The following is a 16,373-nucleotide window of genomic DNA, read 5'->3' as shown; positions in this document are numbered from 1 at the left end:
CGTCGTCGTCGGGCGCGGTGGCCGGGGTGAGGAAGGCGACCAGTTCGGTCCCGGCCGGGCCGGGCACCGCCTCCACGGCCACCCGGGCCACGCCGGGCACGTCGGCGAGCACGGCCTCCACCTCGCCCAGCTCGATCCGCTGGCCCCGGATCTTGACCTGCCGGTCGGCCCGGCCGAGGTAGACGATCCGCCCGTCGTCGGCCTGCCGGACGAGGTCACCGGTGCGGTAGAGCCGCTCGCCGGGCAGCCCGGAGAACGGGTCGGGGACGAACCGGTCGGCGGTCAGGCCGGGCCGGTTGAGGTAGCCGTCGGCCAGTCCCGGCCCGCCGATCAGCAGCTCACCGGTCTGCCCCGGCGGCACCGCCCGCAGCCCGTCGTCCACCACGTACGCCCGGTGGTTGGGCAGGGGCAGCCCGATCGGCACCGGGTCGGCGTCGGCGGCGGTCAGCTCGCCGCTGACCGCCAGCACGGTGGTCTCGGTGGGGCCGTAGCCGTTGAGCAGCCGTCGGCCCGGCGCCCAGCGGGCGACCAGGTCGGCGGGGACGGCCTCGCCGCCGCAGAGCACCGTCCGCCAGCCGGGCACCCGGGCCGGGTCCAGCATGGACAGCACGGTCGGGGTGATGAAACCCCAGTTCACGTCGTGGGCGACGATGAACCGGGCCAGCCGGTCCGGGTCGGACCGGTCGTCGCCGCCGAGCAGTTGCACGCTGCCACCGAGCAGCAGCGGGACGAACAGGTCGATGCTGGCCGCGTCGAAGCCGAGCGAGGCGATGCCGAGGCTGCGGACCCCGGCGTCGGCGGCGCTGAGCGCGGCGCAGCCGGTGACGAACTCCACCACGTTGCGGTGGGTGGTCAGCACCCCCTTGGGCCGGCCGGTGGAACCCGAGGTGAACAGCACGTACGCCGGGTCGCCGGCCCGCGCCGGGCAGGGCGTCAGCGGAGCCGGGCCGCTGGCGGTGACCACCTCGACGCCGGGGGTGTCGGCGAACTCGACAGCCGCCGCGTCCCCCACCACGAGCGTCACCCCGGCGTCGGCGGCGATCTCCCGCAGCCGCTGCCGGGGGCCACCGGGCTCCAACGGCACGTAGCAGCCCCCGGCGAGCAGCACGCCGAGGACGTCGACCACGAGGTCGGGGTGGCGGTGGGCGCAGATCCCCACCCGGGTCTGCCGGCCGACCCCCCGGGCCCGCAGCGCCGCGGCCAGGCCCGCCGCCCGGCCGACCAGCTCCCGGTAGGTGAGCCGGTCGTCCCACTGGCGCACCGCCACCGCGTCCGGGCAGCGGGCCGCCCGCTCGACGATCAGGTCGGCCAGCGTGCCGTCCGGCCAGGGCAGATCTTCCCCGGTGACGGCACTGATGGACAGGATGTCGGTCACGTCGCTCCCCGTACGGTTGCTGGTGCGGTACGCCCCACCGGGCGGACGGTGTGCCGGTTCACCGGTCGTCCCGGGCGGTGTCGTCGACCACGTGCAGGCGCAGTTCGCTGAGGTACCGGCGGCCGGCGGCGTCGGGCACCCAGGCGTCGTCCGGGCCGGGCAGCATCTCGCTGACCGTCAGGGAGACCTCGGTGCCATCCCCCATCCGGGCCGCCCGCACCATGGCGCAGAACATGTTCGCGAAGGCCGGGCTGCTCAGGTCGGCATAGCAGGGTTTGGTCTCGCTGCCGAGCTTGACGTACACCTGCTCGGGCAGGTCGAGCCGGCGTCGCCAGGCCCGCACCGCGAGGAACCGGTCACGTTCCCCGGCGGCGTCGGCCAGACCGCTCTCCCCCACCGTGGTGCGCCAGGTCCGCCGGGCCACCACCAGCCGGTCGATGGTGACCCGGGGGGTGTAGGGGGCGGCGGCGACCAGCTTGAACCCGTCCACCGCGTGGGCGCTGAGCAGTTCGCCGAAGACCTCGGTCAACGGCCAGCTCTCGCCGTCGGCGGCGGTGGCGACCAGTTCGCCGTCCCGCTCGGACACGGTGAGCGCCACCGTGGGCAGCACCCGTGCCGGATCGGCCCCGGGCGCCGCCGCGAAGGCCAACTGCCGGTCGCTGGGCCCGGCGAGGGCTTCGGCGGTCCGGCTGGTCCGCCGTGGCCAGTCGGTGGGGTACAGCAGCCGCAGCCGACGCCCACCCAGGTCCGTGGTGAGGGCGTCCCGCAGCCGTTGTGGGTCGGGGTGGGCCGGGATGAACACCTCGCAGTCGAAGGACGCCCACGCGGCGTGCAGTTCGCCGAGCACGACGGTGTACTCCCCGCGCGCCAACGCCGCCGCGTCCCGCGCGCAGAGTTGCAGGTCGGGGCTGTGCAGGACGGCCTTGGACCAGCGCGCCGGGGCCGCCGGGAAGACCTCGTCGACCCGGTCGGCGAGATCCGCGGCGGCGAGGCGCACCTCCCGGGTACCCGGTGGCAGCCCGGCGAAGCCGAACAGTCCCGCCCAGCGGGCGGCGAAGTCGGCGGCGACCGCGTCGACCGGCCGGTCGCCGGTGCCCCAGAACAGTCCCTGGGCGAGGTACCACAGGTCGGCCAGGGAGACGGGGGCGTCCCCGGCCTCGCCGCGCAGTTCGTCGTACAGCTCACGGAAGACCCGGTCGTACGCCTGGGCCAGGGCGGCCACCATCCACCGGGCGGCGCGCAGCAGCACGTCGAGCGGCGCGGCCAGGTCGGCCAGGAACGGGGCACCGAGGGTGACGTCGAGGTCCCGGGCGGTGTCCTCGTGGCAGAGGGTACGGCCGGCGTACATCCGGCCCTCCCGACGCCGGGGCGACCGCCCGGTCAGCTCGGTGAAGGTGGCGTCGAGGGCGTCGAGGGCGAGGCCCAGGCGGTGCGGGTCACCGGCCGCCGCGGCGACGGCGTCCCGGGCGGCGGTGAGCCGGTGCAGCCCGGACCGGGCGGCCAGTCGGGCCGCCGGATCGCCGACGGCGTCGATCCGTGCGCGCAGCACCTCCTCCGCGGCCGGGCTGACCGGCAGGGCCGCGTCCCAGGTGAGCAGCTCCCGTTCGACGAGCCGGTCGAGCAGCGTGTAGCCGTCCTCGGGCCGACGAAGTCCGATGGCCGGGTCGGCGACCAGGTCGTGGGCGGGCCGGCGGCCGTCGACGGCGGCCAGCAACGCGGCCTCCACCGGTGACAGCGCCACCGGCGGTTGCCCGGGACGCAGCACGCTGCGCCCGCGCACCGCGACCTGCGGGGCCAGCACCGGCGGCCACCAGCGCCGGACGGCGAGTTCGGCGCCGATGCACTCGGCGTACTCGTCGAGGGCCCACGACTCGAACCGGACCCACCGTCGCCGGGTCAGTTCGGGGCCGACCCGCAGCCGGGCGGTCTCCGGCTGCGCCGGGTCGACGGTCACCCAGCAGCTGGGGCCGAAGAAGCCGACCGTCTCGTTCTTGCCGCAGTACCGCTGCCAGTACTTGAGCAGGGCCCGTTCCCGGTCGCGACGGCGCACGTTGCGCGACGCGTCGGGACCGCCCCGGACCAGGCCGTCGAAGGCCACCAGCGCGCCCCGGTTCTGCCAGGTCACCGCCTCGCGCAGCAGCGGGTCGGCGGCGAGTTCGGTGAACCGCTGCCCGGCGGCGCGGACGGCCTCGTCGAACTCCTTGTCGAAGCGTTCGACGCCGCCGGTGGCCAGCAGTTCGTCGGCGAGCTCGGCGGCGGCCGGGGCGGCGAACAGGGCGAGGCCGTCGGCCGGGAAGCCGGTGCTGCGCAGGATCGCGTCGCGCCACACCGACCAGCCGGTGTCGCCCAGCGGCACCCGGTGCTCGGGCGTACCGGCCGCCGGCACCGACCCGGCGGACCCCGGGTCGCGGCCGGCACCGGCCGCGACCGGGTCGGACCGGTCGGCGTGGGGCCCGGCGGTGGTGCCCGCCTCACCCGGGGAAACCGGGCCGCCGGCCGGTGCGGGAGCCGGGGAGTCGAGGGCGGCGGTCAGGTCGGCGCGGATCAGGCCCAGCAGCTCGGGCAGCCGGTCGTGCAGGAAGAAGTGCCCACCGTCGAGTTCGTGCAGGGTGAAGCCGGCGGCGGTGTGCTCGGCCCAGGCGGCGCTCTGTTCCCGGCTGACCGCCCGGTCGTGCCGCCCGGCGAACGCCACCACCGGCACCGGCAGCGGCGCCCCGGGGGCGTACCGGTAGCTGTCGACCCGGCCGAAGTCGGCGCGCAGCAACGGCAGCAGCAGCTCCACCAGCTCCGGGTGGTCCAGCAGGCCGTCGGGCAGGCCGCCGCCGGCGGCGAGCCGGCGCAGCAGTTCGTCGTCGTCCACCCGGGACAGGCCGTCGAAGAAGCTCGCGGCGGTGACGTGCGGGGCGCGGGCGCCGCCGACGTACAGCCGTACCGGCAGCTCCCGGCCGTCCCGGCGCAGCTCCCGCACCACCTCGAAGCCGAGCCGCCCGCCCATCGAGTGCCCGTAGATCGCGTACGGGCGGTCGGCCCGGTCGGCGATGGCGGCGGCCAGCTCCGCGACGGTGAAGTCCGGGTCGTCGCCGATCCGGTTCTCCCGGCCGGGCAGCTGCACCGGCAGCACCTCCACGTCCGGGCCGGCCTCCGGCTGCCAGCGGCGGAACGCGCTGGCTCCGCCCCCGGCGTACGGCAGGCAGAACAGCTGCGCCGGTGCCTGGGGTCGGCTTCCGGGCGAGACGAACCAGTTCACCGTGCGCCTCTCTGCGGTGGGTCGATCCAGTGCCGCCGGCGCTGGAAGGGGTAGCCGGGCAGCCCGGTGCGCCGGACGGTGCCCTCGGGGTGCAGCGCGGCCCAGTCGACGTCGCGGCCGGCGACCCAGCCGGCGGCCAGGTCACGCAACGCCCCCGGCGCGCCGGCCACGGTGGCGTCGGTGGCGAGCAGCTCGTCGAGTCCGGCGACCGCCTCGGCCAGGTCGGCGGCGACGACGGCGGCCCGCCTGGCGAAGGGCCGCCGGCCCAGCGCCAGGGTGGCGGCCACCTCGGGCAGCGCCGGTCCGACACCGGCGAGGTGGTGCCGCAGCCGGGTCAGCGCCGCCCGCAACGCCTGCGGGGTACGCGCCGACACCGGCAGCAACCAGGCCCGTGGGGGCGACGGCTCGGCCGGTACGGCAGGTGGCGGCTGCTCCACGACCACGTGCGCGTTGGTGCCGCCGAGCCCGAACGCGCTGACCCCGGCCACCCGGCGGGGCGCGTCCGGCCAGTCCCGCGCCTTGGTGGGCACGTAGAACGGACCGCCGGCCAGATCGATCTCCGGGTGCGGGCGGGTGAAGTGCAGGTTCGGCGGGATCACCCCGTGCTGGACGGCGAGCACCGTCTTGATCAGCCCGGCGATGCCGGCACCGGCGTCGAGGTGACCGATGTTGGTCTTGACCGCGCCGAGCGCGCAGGACTCGGCGGGGGCGGCCCCGCCGTACACCTCGTGCAGGGCGGCGACCTCGATGGCGTCGCCCAGCGGCGTACCGCTGCCGTGGGCCTCGATGAAGCGGACCTCGCCGGGGGCGACCTCGGCGGCGGCCAGCGCGTTCGCGACGGCGGCGGCCTGGCCGGCGGGGCCGGGCACCGCGAAGCCGGCCCGGTCGGGGCCGTCGTTGGTGACCGCCCAGCCCGGCAGGACGGCGTAGATCCGGTCCCCGTCGGCCTGGGCGTCGGCGAGCCGGCGCAACGCGACCACGCCCACCCCGGAGCCGAAGCCGGAGCCCTCGGCGGCCTCGTCGAAGGCGCGGCAGCGGCCGTCCGGGGAGGCCAGCCCGCCGGGGGTGGCCCGGTAGCGGGGCCAGGTGACGTTGACCCCGCCGGCGAGGGCGATGTCGCACTGGTAGTCGGCGAGGCTCTGGGCGGCGGTACAGACCGCGACCAGCGAGCTGGAGCAGGCGGTCTGCACGGCCACCGCAGGCCCGGTCAACCCGAGCCGGTACGCCACCTGGCCGGGCAGGTGGTCGGTGGACTGCCGGCCGATCAGCCGGGCCTCCCAGTCGTCCGGGTCGACGTCGCCGACCACGGCCGGATTGTCCATCAGGTGGAACAGGAAGTAGCGGTTGGCGGAGGTGGCCGCGTAGACGCCGACCAGGCCGGGGAAGCGGGTCGGGTCGTGCCCGGCGTCCTCCAGGGCCTCCCACGCCGTCTCCAGGAAGAGCCGGTGCTGGGGGTCGGTCCGGGCGGCCTCCTCGTCGCCCATGGCGAAGAACTCGGCGTCGAAGTCGGTGACCCCGTCGAGCCGGCCGGTGGCCCGCACGTGCCGGGGGTCGGCGCGCAGTCGGGGCCCGATACCGAGGGCGGTCAACTCGACGTCGGAGTGGTCGTGCACAGAGTCGACGCCGGCGCAGACGTTCCACCAGAAGGTGGCGGCGTCGGGTGCGCCGGGGAACCGGCCGGCGAGCCCCACCACCACGATCTCGTCGCCGGTGTACTCGCGGGCGGCGACCGGTGGCGCGGTCGGGGTGGGCAGGATCGGCGCGGGGAGCGGGCGGGTGCGCGCCGCCGTGGCCGGCGTGGCGTCGACGCCCGGGTCGAGCAGCCGGGCCTGGGCGGCGATCGTCGGGTGGGCGAACAGCCGCACCATGGGCAGCGTCGTGCCGAACCGGTCGGCGATGCGCTGCTGCACCTGGCCGAGCAGCAGGGACTGTCCACCGGCGTCGAAGAAGCTCTCCTGCCGGCCGACGGTGTCGCGGCCGAGCACCGCGCACCAGATCTCGTGCACGGCCCGCTCGGTGTCGGTGGCCGGTTCCTGTCCGGCGGGGACCGTCCGGGGCGGGTCGGGCAGTGCCCGCTCGTCGATCTTGCCGGTGACGGTGAGCGGGAACGCGTCGAGGACCAGCACGGCGCGGGGCAGCGCGTACTCGGGCAGCCGCCGGGCGAGGGCGGCACGCAGCGCCGCCGGGTCGAGGTCGCCGCCGGCCGGCACGGCGTACGCGAGCAGTGCCCCGTCGCGGGCGATGGCGCGGACGGCGGCGACGCCTGGCTGTACGGCGAGGACGGCCTCGACCTCGGTCAGCTCGACCCGGAACCCACGGACCTTGACCTGGCGGTCGAGCCGGCCGAGGCAGACCAGTTCCCCGCCGGGCAGCCACGCGCCCAGGTCGCCGGTGGCGTAGGTGGGCGTCCCGTCGGGGTCGGCACCGAACCGGTCGCTGTGCTGGCCGAGGTAGCCGGGGGCGAGGTGCGGGCTGCGCACCACGATCTCGCCGGAGTCGGCCAACCGCAGCGTGTAGCCGGGCAGTGCGGTGCCGATCGGCAGCGGGCCGGTGCCGGTCGGGTCGGCGTCGGCCAGCGGCAACGCGTACCGGGCGGCGAACGTCATCTCGGTGGCGCCGTAGCCGTTGACCAGCACGCATCCCGGTGCGAACCGGTCGCGCCCCCGGGCGGCGTCGGCGTGCGTGGCCTGTTCGCCGCCGAGCAGCACCACCCGGATGCTGTCCAGCCGCCGTTCACCGAGGGTGTCGAGCAGGAACCGGTAGACCGTCGGAGTGGAGTGGTAGACGGTGACCCGGTGCCGGGCGAGCTGTCCGACGGCGTACGCCAGGCCGTGCCGCCGCAGGTCGACCGGGACGACGGCGGCCCCGGTGAGCAGCGCCGGATAGAGGTCGGGGATGGCCGCGTCGAAGCTGAACGAGGCGAGCAGGCTGAGCCGGTCGGCCGGGCCGATCGCCAGGGTGCGGATCTGGTTGTCGACGACGTGCCGCAGGTTGCGGTGGGTCTGCGCGACGGCCTTGGGGGTGCCGGTGGAGCCGGAGGTGAACAGCACGTACGCCGGGCTGTCGGGGTCGACCGGGAGGGGGTGCAGCGCGGCGGTGGCGGCCGGGTCGAGGACCAGCACGCGGGTGCCGGGTCGGGTGGCGCACAGGGCGTCGGCGAGGTCGCGGTGGTCGGGGGCGCAGGCGACGACGCGCACGTCGGCGGCGGCGAGCATGTGCCGGAGCCGGTCGACCGGGAACCCGGGGTCCAGCGGCACGTACACGCCACCGGCGGCGAGGGTGCCGAGGACGGCGGCGATGGTGCCGGTGCCGTGCCCGGTGAGCAGGGCGACCCGGTCGCCGGGTCGGACGCCGGCCGCGGTGAGCGCGACGGCGTGTCCGCCGACGGTGGCGGCCAGGGCGGCGTAGCTGACCTCGTGGGTCTCGCCGAGGATCGCCGGGTGGTCGGTACGGGTGGCCGAGACCTCGGCGAACTGTTGGATGATCGTCGGTTGCGCCATGTCAGCGGATCGGCTCGACTCCACTGTGGGCAGCCGTGCGGGAACAGCCAATTGTGATCATGATCCCCCCCAGGACTTCACAATGGAAGCAGAATAGGACGACATCAGGCCGAGGAAAGATCATCGATCGGAGTCGGACCGAAGGGCCCACCGCCCCCTGAAGATCGGACGGCGAAAATCGGCCGATCATCCCCCTAGCGCGAAAAGGAGTTTCAGCCTAAGTGTCTACCGACAAGTAATTTTGCGGCGAAAGGGCTTGCAAACCGGCTATTTTCCACCATGGGCGGGACCTTAACGCCTGGTCAGGTGGGGTGCCGCAGCCGCGGGCCCCCGCCATCCTAGGGTCGCCCGACCAGCCGGGACCTCCGGCCCGTCCCGATCCGGTCCTGCGCCCCTGCCCCACGCCCCGCCCGACACCTAGCGTCGGAGGCGGGACCGAGGAGGACGCCATGCGGACGTGGCAGGTGCAGGACGTGATGACGGTCGACGTGCTCACGGTGGACGAGGACACCGGGTACCGGACGGTGGTGGACCTGCTCACCGCCCGGCACGTCACGGCGGTGCCGGTGGTCGACGACACCCGGCGGGTGCTCGGCGTGGTCTCCCAGGCCGACCTGCTGCACAAGGTGGAACGGCTCGGGCAGCCGCACGAGCGGCGGATCCTCCCCGGTCGCCGGACCCGCACCGCCTGGGCCAAGGCCGCCGCGACCCTGGCCGGGGACCTGATGACCGCACCGGCGGTCACCGTCTCCCCCGGCGCGACCCTCGCGCAGGCCGCCCGGACCATGGACCGGCGGGGCGTCAAGCGGCTGCCCGTCGTCGACGACCGGGGCCGCCTCGTCGGCATCGTCACCCGGGGCGACCTGCTGCGGGTCCACCTCCGGCCGGACGCCGACATCCGCCGCGACGTCGTCACCGACGTGCTGCGCCGGGTGCTCGGGGTGCCCGACGGCACCGTCGACGTGACCGTGCAGGGCGGGGTGGTCACCCTCACCGGCCAACTCGACCGGTGGTCCACCGTGCACCTGGCGCTGCGCCTCAGCGCGCAGGTCAGCGGCGTGGTCGAGGTGGTCGACGCGCTCGGCTACGCCGTCGACGACGCCCCACTGGCCGCACTGCGGGCCGGCGGCGTCACCCCGGCCGGCGTCGCCTGACCCGGGGACGACTGCCCCGACCGGCGGCACCCGGCCCGTGGGATGCCGACCCCGCCGACCGACACCCAGGGTCGAACCCGGCGACACCCTGTGTCACCAGGGCCGACCCGCCGCCCGTGGGGGCTGACGATGGCCGCCCGGGTCCTTAGCATCTGTCGGGTGTCCGCGTCGGCCCGGAAACCCGACGGCCGGCGGCGTGTCCCCGCACGCGCGCCGGGTGGCGACGTTTCCGCGACGGGCAGAGAGGCCGGCGATGAGTCGAGCAGAGCAGGACACCGCGGCGGGCACCGAGGGTGAGGACTACACCCAGCGGTTGCAACGCCTCGGTGGCGCGCGCTGGAAGCAGGTGCTCGACGTGCAGGCGCCGTACCGGTGGAACCTCCAACGGCTCGAACTGGGCCGCACCCTCGACGTCGGCTGCGGCCTCGGCCGCAACCTGGCCAACCTGGGCGAGGGCGCGGTCGGGGTGGACCACAACCCCACCTCGGTGGCACACGCGCGGGCGGCCGGGCTGGAGGCGTACACGATCGAGGAGTTCCACCAGTCCCCGCACGCCCGGCCCGGCGCCTTCGACGCGCTGCTCGCCGCCCACCTGCTGGAGCACCTGCCCGCCGACGCGGCCCTGGAGGTCGTCTCCAGCTACCTGCCGTTCCTGCGTTCCGGCGGCACGGCGGTCTTCATCACCCCGCAGGAGCGGGGATACGCCAGCGACGCGACCCACGTCCGGTTCGTCGGGTTCGACGAGGCCGCGCAGGCCGCCCGGGATCTCGGCATGACGGTGGTCAAGCAGTACTCCTTCCCGTTCCCCCGGTCGATGGGCAAGGTCTTCACCTACAACGAGTTCGTCACGGTGGCCCAGCTGCCGTGAGCCCGCCGCGCGACCGGGCCGGGTGCCCGTTTGGGGTCCCCGGGCCCGGTCGCCCTGCCGTGGACGCCGCGGCACGCCGGGCCGGCCGGTTACCGTGGCGGCATGACCAACCCGACCCGGTGGGCGACCGAGACCGGCCCCGAACACTCCCAGTGGTACATCGACCGGTTCCGGCGGCTCGCCGCCGAGGGGGCCGACCTGGCCGGCGAGGCCCGCCTGGTCGACGCGGTCGTGGCCCCCGGCTCGCGCATCCTGGACGCCGGCTGCGGCACCGGTCGGGTCGGTGCCGCGCTCGCCGCCCGGGGGCACCGGGTGGTCGGGGTCGACGCCGACCCCGCCCTGGTCGACGCGGCCCGCACCGACCATCCCGGGCCGCGCTGGCTGGTCGCCGACCTCGCCACGCTGGACCTCGCCACCGACGGCGAGGCGGAGCCGTTCGACGCCGCCGTGGTGGCCGGCAACGTGATGGCCTTCGTCGCCGCCGGCACCGAACCCGCCGTGCTGACCCGGATCGCCGCCCACCTGCGCCCGGACGGGGTGGTGCTCGTCGGTTTCGGCCTCGACCGGGGCTACCGGCTCGACCACTTCGACAGCGACCTGGCCGCCGCCGGCCTGCGGCTCGAACAGCGCTTCGCCACCTGGGACCTGCGCCCCTGGCGCGACGATGCGGACTTCGCCGTCAGCCTGCTGCGCCGCCCCACCGACTGACCGTGGTACCCGCGTGGGCACCCGGACGGTGCTGCGGGGAAGGTTCGACCCCGGCGCACCGGCCCGGCAGCGGGCCGGTCAGGACGGGGCGGCGACAGCCCGGGCGGCGGCCGGATCGAGGGTGCTGCCGGCCGGGACGAGGCTGACCAGGCCGGCGGGCAGCCGGACCGGGGTGACCTCCCGGTAGCCGAGCATGCCGAGCACCCCCTCGTCGGCGAGCACGTAGCGCCGGCCCAGGTCGGTGACCACCGACACGGTCCCACCGTCGGCGCCCGGCGCGGCCACCGACTCGACGACCGCACCGCGCCCCGGCTCGACCAGCACCTGGTCGGCGCGCACCCCGCCCGGGGTGTCGGTGCCGCGGGCGGCGGTGAGATCCGGCACGACCGGGTCGACCCGTACCTCGCCGACCGTGCCGTCGTCGCCGATCCGGGCGCAGAGCGCGCCGCCGTCGACGCCGGCCAGGCGGGGCGGGACCGGTGGCGGGGCGGTCGGCCCGGTCGGCACCAGGTCGGGCAGCTTGGGCGACGCGGCGAACCGGCCCAGGCTGATCGGGGCCGGCTCGTCCTGGCCGGTGCGGGCCATCAGCAGGGCCGCCTGGAGTTCGGTGATGCCGGCCAGGCCGTCGCGCCCGGCGACCGCGTACTGCCGGCCGCCGCCGGAGTTGCGGACCAGGTAGACGTCCCCGACCGTGGCGTCGGTGACCCCGGACGAGGGCTCGCCGAGCCCGGCCAGTGGCGGCGGGGCCAGGTCGACGCCCGCCGGCAGGGCGTTGAGCAGGGCCGGGGCGGCGGGGACCGCGCGTTCCCGGGTGGTCGCCAGCGCGGCGAGCACCCGGGCGGTGTCGCGCAGCAGGTGCCGACGCTGGTGCCAGATCAGATGCAGCCCGCCGTCGGGGTGCCGGACCAGCACCGCCTCCTCGGTGAGCCGCCGCCCGCCGGTCGCCTCCCGGCCGATCAGCAACGCCGAACGGGGTACGGCCCGCGTCGCGTCGGCCGGCTGCCGCGAACAGACCGTCCACGGCGCGGTGGACAGCCGCCCCGCGGCCGGCAGCGAGTCCGGGGCGTCGGCGATGCCCAGCGGCAGCCCGCGCGGCACCCCCTCGATGGAGCGGCGGGAGACCAGCACCGTCCGGGACCGGTCCGCGCCGACGATCAGCAGCGCGGAGGCGTAGTTGAGCACCGGGTGCAGCCGACCGTCGCGGTAGACGAACCGGGCCCCGGACTCCTTCTCGACGATCACCGCGCCGGTGTCGCGCCACGTCGACCCGCCTCCGACGAACAGGCCGTAGAGGGCGAATCCCCCCAGCCCGATCGCCGCCACCAGGACGCTGGCCAGCCCGGCGCCGGCCAGCCGGCGAAACGGCGACCGCACCGGGTCGGTCTCCCGCATCACCAGGGCGGCGACGGCCCGCTGCACGGTGAACTGGTAGGAGTGGAGCTGGTCCTGCCGCGACGGCATGGCGTCCCTTCCGCGAGTCCTCGGCGGACAGGATATGCGCTGCGTCGATGTCCCGTGGACCCTGCGTGGCGACGCGACGGGACCACCACCGCCCGGAGACGCCTGCCCGCCGCGCGCCGCTACCATCGGCGAACCGGTCGTCCCGGTAGCATCCCGGCACGACGACGGTGGAGGGACGGCCCGGTGGGCGTGCGATTCGAGGAACTGGCCTGGCGGGAGACCCCGATCGGCGCGATCAGCCTGCGCCGGCGGCGGGAACCCACGCTCGACGTCGACGTCTACGAGGTGAAGCTCGACGACGACTACCTGATGTCCAGTCTCTTCCCGGTCGCCGAGATCGAACTGGCCCGGCTGGGGCTGGCCCCGATGGGCGACGGGCCGCTCGACGTGGTGGTCGGTGGCCTCGGGCTCGGCTACACCGCCCGTACCGCGCTGGAGGACGCGCGGGTGCGCTCGGTGCTGGTGGTGGAGACGATCGAGGACGTCATCGACTGGCACCGCAGGCAGTTGCTCCCCTTCGCCGCCGGTCTCGCCCCCGACCCCCGGACCCGGTTCGTCCGGGCGGACTTCTTCGCCGCGGTCGCCGACGGCACCGGTTTCGACCCGGACCAGCCGGGCCGCCGGTTCCACGCGGTGCTGCTCGACGTCGACCACTCCCCGCGTAACGTGCTGCACCCCAGCCACGCCGCCTTCTACACCCCCGAGGGACTGCGCCGGCTGGCCGACCTGCTGCTGCCCGACGGGGTGTTCGCGCTCTGGTCGGACGATCCGCCGGACGACGCGTTCGGCCGGGTGCTGGCCGAGGTGTTCACCACCTGGCAGGCGCACGTCGTCCCGTTCGCCAACCCGCTGACCGGCGGGGAGTCCGCCAACACCGTCTACGTCGCCCACCGACGGCCCGACCCGCACTGACCCCGCTCCCGGTGACGTGCGGGGCATACGGCGGCCCGGAACGGGAAGGCTGCCCGGTCAGTGAGTCACAGGAGGTGGACATGCGGGCCATGCTCTGGGTCGTCGGTGTCGTCGGCGGCGCGCTCATCCTGCTCGGGCTGCTGCTGGAGGCGGTCCGTTGGCTGGCCATCATCGGCCTCGTCGCGCTGCTGGTGGTGATCGTGCTGGCGTTCGTGCGGGGGCGGCAGGTGATGCACCGGCATTCCGCCGGCCGCCGCTAGCAGCCGCGCCGCAGCCGGCCGCCCCCGCGACGGGGCGGCCGGCTCAGTGCGCCCCACCGAGGTTGAGCACGACCACTCCCCCGATGATCAGGCCCACCCCGACCACCTTCGTCAGGCTCAGCGGCTCGCCGAGGAAGACCGCGCCGACGGCGACGATCGCGGCGGTGCCGAGCCCGGACCACATGGCGTACGCCACCCCGACCGGGATGTCCCGGACCGCCAGCGCGAGCATCCCGAAGGCCAGCAGGTAGGCCACGGCCAGCCCGACCGTGGGCCAGAGCCGGGTGAACCCCTGCGTCGCCTTGAGCAGGCTGGTGCCGCCCACCTCGGCACCGATCGCGATCAGCAGGAACAGGTAGGCCATCGCTCTCCCTCCACCGGTCCCCCGATGATCCCGCACGGGCGGACCTCCCCGCCGCCGTCCCACCCACGGAGCGCCCGGCGCACCGCTCGACCACGGCGGGATGCCGCCCGGCGTGCGGGAAGCCGTGGCGCGGGCCGCCCGGCGTGCGGGCGGTCGCGTTTCGGACAACGCGTAACCCGGCACCCGGCTCGCCCGTCATACAGGCGTCACCGACGCCCGGTCCACCGGGGTCGGCCGCACCGCACGACCCGCCCGCGCCCGCCCCACCGGCGGGCGGGGGCGCGGTCCCCCCACCACCACGTCCGATCGGAGCCACCATGATCCGTCACCGTTTGCTCGCCGGGGCCGTCGTCGCCCTGCTGACCGCCGTGCCGGGTCTGCCCGGCACCGCCGCCGCCGGACCACCGCGCGGCGACGGTCTGCGCCCGTGCGCGCTGCGTCCGCTGCCCCTGCCCACCGGGGTGGCCCACGGCCGGGCCACGGCCGTCGATCCGACCGGGCGGTACGTCGCCGGCATCGGCACCCGGATCACCGACGGGGTGTGGGAGCCTGCGCTGCTGCTCTGGCAGGGCTCCCGGGTCACCGCCGTGGACACCGCGCTGGCCGAGGAGGTGGTGGGCGTCAACAGCGCCGGGGTGGTGATCGGCAACGCCTACGTCACCGCGGTGCAGCGGCCGTGGCGCTACCAGGGCGGCCGGCTGACCGACCTGCCCGTGCCGGGGAGCGTCTCGGGCGCCTGGGTCACCGGGATCAACGGGCGCGGGGACATCGTGGGGTACGGCGCGGTGGAGGAGACCGAAAGCACAATCCCGTTGCGCTGGCCGGCGGACCGGCCGGGCACGGTCGCGACGATCGGCACCCCGCCCGACGGGGCCGCCCTCGCGGTGCTGGACGACGGCACCGTTGTCGGCTCCGCCCGGGCGTCGGCGGGATCGTCGTCCTACGCCGGCTGGGTGCTCCACCCCGACGGGCAGCTCGACCGGCTCACCGTGCCCGGCAGGTCGAACGCCTGGGTGCTCGCGGCCCGGGACGGCTGGGCGGCCGGCGTCACAGCCGACGACCCCGACGGACAGCAGCACCCGGTGCGGTGGGAACTGGCCACCGGGCGGGCCACCGTCGTCGACCCGGCGGTGCAGCCGGTGCAGGACGTCACCGCCGGTGGGGTGGTGCTCGGCCTGCGGGCGGTGTGGCACCCCGACGGGGTGACGCCGCTGCCGGGGGCGGTCGACGGGTTCCCCGGGGTGCAGGCGCAGGCGATCGCCGACACCGGCACGACGGTCGGCTGGACCACCACCGACCGGCTCACCCCGGTGCGCTGGACCGGCTGCTGACGGGCCACCGGCCCGCCCGGTCGGGTCCTGTGGCCCTGTCCGCGACCCGCGAGGCGGCGCAGGGTGGGGGCAGAGCGACCAGGAGGTGTCTGCGATGACCTCGCCGTCCACCCGGCCGGGCCCGGTGCCGACCGTACGCGAACTGACCGCCGCCGCCGAGCTGTCCCGGTACGCGCCGTCGGTGTTCAACACCCAACCGTGGCGCTGGCGGGTCGCCCGGGGACGGTTGGCGTTGCACGCCGACCCGACGCGGCAACTGGCCAGCACCGACCCGGACGGGCGACTGCTCACCCTGAGCTGTGGGGCGGTGTTGCACCACGCCCGGGTGGCGCTGGCCGCCGCGGGGTGGCGGGTCGAGGTCGACCGGCTGCCCGACCCGGCCGACCCGGGACTGCTGGCCCGGTTGCGGGCCACCGGGCCGGGTGGGCTGGACGTGGCCGCCGCCCGGTTGACCGAGGCGATCCCCCGGCGGCGCACCGACCGGCGGGCCTTCGGTGACCGGCCGGTGCCCGACGAGGTGCTGACCGGGTTGCGGGCGGCGGTCGAGGCCGAGGGCGCGCACCTGCACGTGGTCCGGACCGACCAGATGCCGATGCTGGCCGTGTCGACGGGCCGGGCGGCCGACGCCGAGCTGGCCGATCCCGGCTACCGGGGGGAGCTGCACCGGTGGACCCACCGGTCGGTCGGCAGCGGTGACGGGGTGCCGACGAGCACGGCGGTGCGGCCGGCGCCGCGCCGGGTGCCGCTGCGCGACTACGCGCCGGGCGACGCCGCCGGGTTGGCCGCCGGCGCCGACTTCGACCGGGGCGCGGCGTACGTGATCCTGTTCGGTGACCGGGACGACCCGGCGGGGTGGCTGCGCGGCGGCGAGGCACTGTCGGCGCTGCTGCTCACCGCGACCGCGGCGGGGCTGTCCACCGCCCCGATCAGCGACACCATCGAGCTGGCCTGGCCGCGCCGGATGATGCGGGAACTGCTCGCCGACGTGGGCGAGCCGTACCTGGTGGTCCGGGTGGGGTGGGGGCCACCGGCGGCGGAGCTGCCGGCGGCTCCGCGCCGCCCGGCGGCCGAGGTGATCGAGGTCGACGGGGACGGGGACGACTGACCGTCCGACGCCGGCCCCGGGGGGGGGCCGGGCGGGGGGGGGCGCGGGGGGGGGTGGGGGCCCGGGGGGGGGCGGCGCCCGCGGGGGG

General features: G+C 76.1%; 12 protein-coding genes. 7 read left to right on the top strand and 5 right to left on the bottom strand.

Going from position 1 to position 16,373, the window contains the following annotated elements:
* The 3 genes from ACOJTC_RS20130 to ACOJTC_RS20120 form a co-directional block, all read right to left on the bottom strand.
* The coding region (locus tag ACOJTC_RS20130) for an amino acid adenylation domain-containing protein (RefSeq protein WP_420118038.1) at nt 1-1,375 on the bottom strand (1,375 nt) is incomplete at its 3' end.
* Nucleotides 1,376-1,433: 58 nt separating this feature from the next.
* Nucleotides 1,434-4,622 carry a thioesterase domain-containing protein gene (locus tag ACOJTC_RS20125; RefSeq protein ID WP_420118037.1) on the bottom strand — a complete coding sequence of 1,063 codons (3,189 nt, stop codon included), beginning with the start codon at nt 4,620-4,622 and terminating at the stop codon, nt 1,434-1,436.
* On the bottom strand, nt 4,619-8,122 hold the full coding sequence (locus ACOJTC_RS20120) for an AMP-binding protein (RefSeq protein ID WP_420118036.1): 3,504 nt from the start codon (nt 8,120-8,122) through the stop codon (nt 4,619-4,621). Before ACOJTC_RS20120 ends, ACOJTC_RS20125 begins: the two co-directional genes overlap by 4 nt.
* A gap of 449 nt (nt 8,123-8,571) precedes the next feature.
* Here ACOJTC_RS20120 and ACOJTC_RS20115 point away from each other — a divergent pair, with 449 nt between their 5' ends.
* From ACOJTC_RS20115 to ACOJTC_RS20105, 3 genes are all read left to right on the top strand, one after another.
* A complete protein-coding gene (locus tag ACOJTC_RS20115) occupies nt 8,572-9,276 on the top strand; it encodes a CBS domain-containing protein (RefSeq protein WP_420118035.1) in 705 nt (234 codons plus the stop codon).
* A 253-nt stretch (nt 9,277-9,529) separates the two neighbouring features.
* Nucleotides 9,530-10,144, top strand: coding sequence for a methyltransferase domain-containing protein (locus ACOJTC_RS20110; protein WP_204924615.1), 615 nt, complete (start codon nt 9,530-9,532; stop codon nt 10,142-10,144).
* Between the two features lie 102 nt (nt 10,145-10,246).
* Nucleotides 10,247-10,852 (top strand): class I SAM-dependent methyltransferase, encoded by a 606-nt coding sequence (locus ACOJTC_RS20105; protein WP_420118034.1) that lies wholly within the window; start codon nt 10,247-10,249, stop codon nt 10,850-10,852.
* 78 nt (nt 10,853-10,930) lie between these two features.
* On the opposite strand, the gene eccB is transcribed toward ACOJTC_RS20105, so the two are convergent.
* Nucleotides 10,931-12,313: a type VII secretion protein EccB gene (gene eccB / locus ACOJTC_RS20100; RefSeq protein ID WP_420118033.1), complete on the bottom strand. Its 1,383-nt coding sequence runs from the start codon at nt 12,311-12,313 to the stop codon at nt 10,931-10,933.
* Nucleotides 12,314-12,496: 183 nt separating this feature from the next.
* Between eccB and ACOJTC_RS20095 the strand changes: the two genes are divergently transcribed.
* Together ACOJTC_RS20095 and ACOJTC_RS20090 are read left to right on the top strand one after the other, a co-directional pair.
* Nucleotides 12,497-13,225, top strand: a complete 729-nt coding sequence (locus ACOJTC_RS20095) for a spermidine synthase (protein WP_363654495.1) — start codon at nt 12,497-12,499, stop codon at nt 13,223-13,225.
* A gap of 80 nt (nt 13,226-13,305) precedes the next feature.
* Nucleotides 13,306-13,485: a hypothetical protein gene (locus tag ACOJTC_RS20090; protein ID WP_145920419.1), complete on the top strand. Its 180-nt coding sequence runs from the start codon at nt 13,306-13,308 to the stop codon at nt 13,483-13,485.
* Between the two features lie 43 nt (nt 13,486-13,528).
* Here ACOJTC_RS20090 and ACOJTC_RS20085 read toward each other — a convergent pair whose 3' ends face one another.
* Complete coding sequence (locus ACOJTC_RS20085; protein WP_420118032.1) at nt 13,529-13,849, bottom strand: DMT family transporter; 321 nt, start codon at nt 13,847-13,849, stop codon at nt 13,529-13,531.
* Nucleotides 13,850-14,166: 317 nt separating this feature from the next.
* Between ACOJTC_RS20085 and ACOJTC_RS20080 the strand changes: the two genes are divergently transcribed.
* Together ACOJTC_RS20080 and ACOJTC_RS20075 are read left to right on the top strand one after the other, a co-directional pair.
* Nucleotides 14,167-15,180 (top strand): hypothetical protein, encoded by a 1,014-nt coding sequence (locus tag ACOJTC_RS20080; RefSeq protein ID WP_204926507.1) that lies wholly within the window; start codon nt 14,167-14,169, stop codon nt 15,178-15,180.
* Between the two features lie 94 nt (nt 15,181-15,274).
* Entirely contained in the window at nt 15,275-16,285 is a 1,011-nt protein-coding gene (locus ACOJTC_RS20075; protein WP_420118031.1) for an Acg family FMN-binding oxidoreductase, read from the top strand.
* The last annotated feature ends 88 nt before the right edge of the window (nt 16,286-16,373 follow it).

This window comes from Micromonospora sp. (assembly GCF_048594385.1).
GTDB lineage: Bacteria > Actinomycetota > Actinomycetes > Mycobacteriales > Micromonosporaceae > Micromonospora > Micromonospora wenchangensis.
Note: the sequence above shows the minus strand (reverse complement) of the source record. Positions and strands in the feature narration are given on the sequence as shown.

What these genes read in the sequence shown, in the direction of transcription:
- ACOJTC_RS20120 (WP_420118036.1), bottom strand. Translation starts at nt 8,122, where the DNA reads ATGGCGCAACCGACGATCATCCAACAGTTCGCCGAGGTCTCGGCCACC.
- ACOJTC_RS20115 (WP_420118035.1), top strand. Translation starts at nt 8,572, where the DNA reads ATGCGGACGTGGCAGGTGCAGGACGTGATGACGGTCGACGTGCTCACG.
- ACOJTC_RS20110 (WP_204924615.1), top strand. Translation starts at nt 9,530, where the DNA reads ATGAGTCGAGCAGAGCAGGACACCGCGGCGGGCACCGAGGGTGAGGAC.
- ACOJTC_RS20105 (WP_420118034.1), top strand. Translation starts at nt 10,247, where the DNA reads ATGACCAACCCGACCCGGTGGGCGACCGAGACCGGCCCCGAACACTCC.
- eccB (WP_420118033.1), bottom strand. Translation starts at nt 12,313, where the DNA reads ATGCCGTCGCGGCAGGACCAGCTCCACTCCTACCAGTTCACCGTGCAG.
- ACOJTC_RS20090 (WP_145920419.1), top strand. Translation starts at nt 13,306, where the DNA reads ATGCGGGCCATGCTCTGGGTCGTCGGTGTCGTCGGCGGCGCGCTCATC.
- ACOJTC_RS20085 (WP_420118032.1), bottom strand. Translation starts at nt 13,849, where the DNA reads ATGGCCTACCTGTTCCTGCTGATCGCGATCGGTGCCGAGGTGGGCGGC.
- ACOJTC_RS20080 (WP_204926507.1), top strand. Translation starts at nt 14,167, where the DNA reads ATGATCCGTCACCGTTTGCTCGCCGGGGCCGTCGTCGCCCTGCTGACC.
- ACOJTC_RS20075 (WP_420118031.1), top strand. Translation starts at nt 15,275, where the DNA reads ATGACCTCGCCGTCCACCCGGCCGGGCCCGGTGCCGACCGTACGCGAA.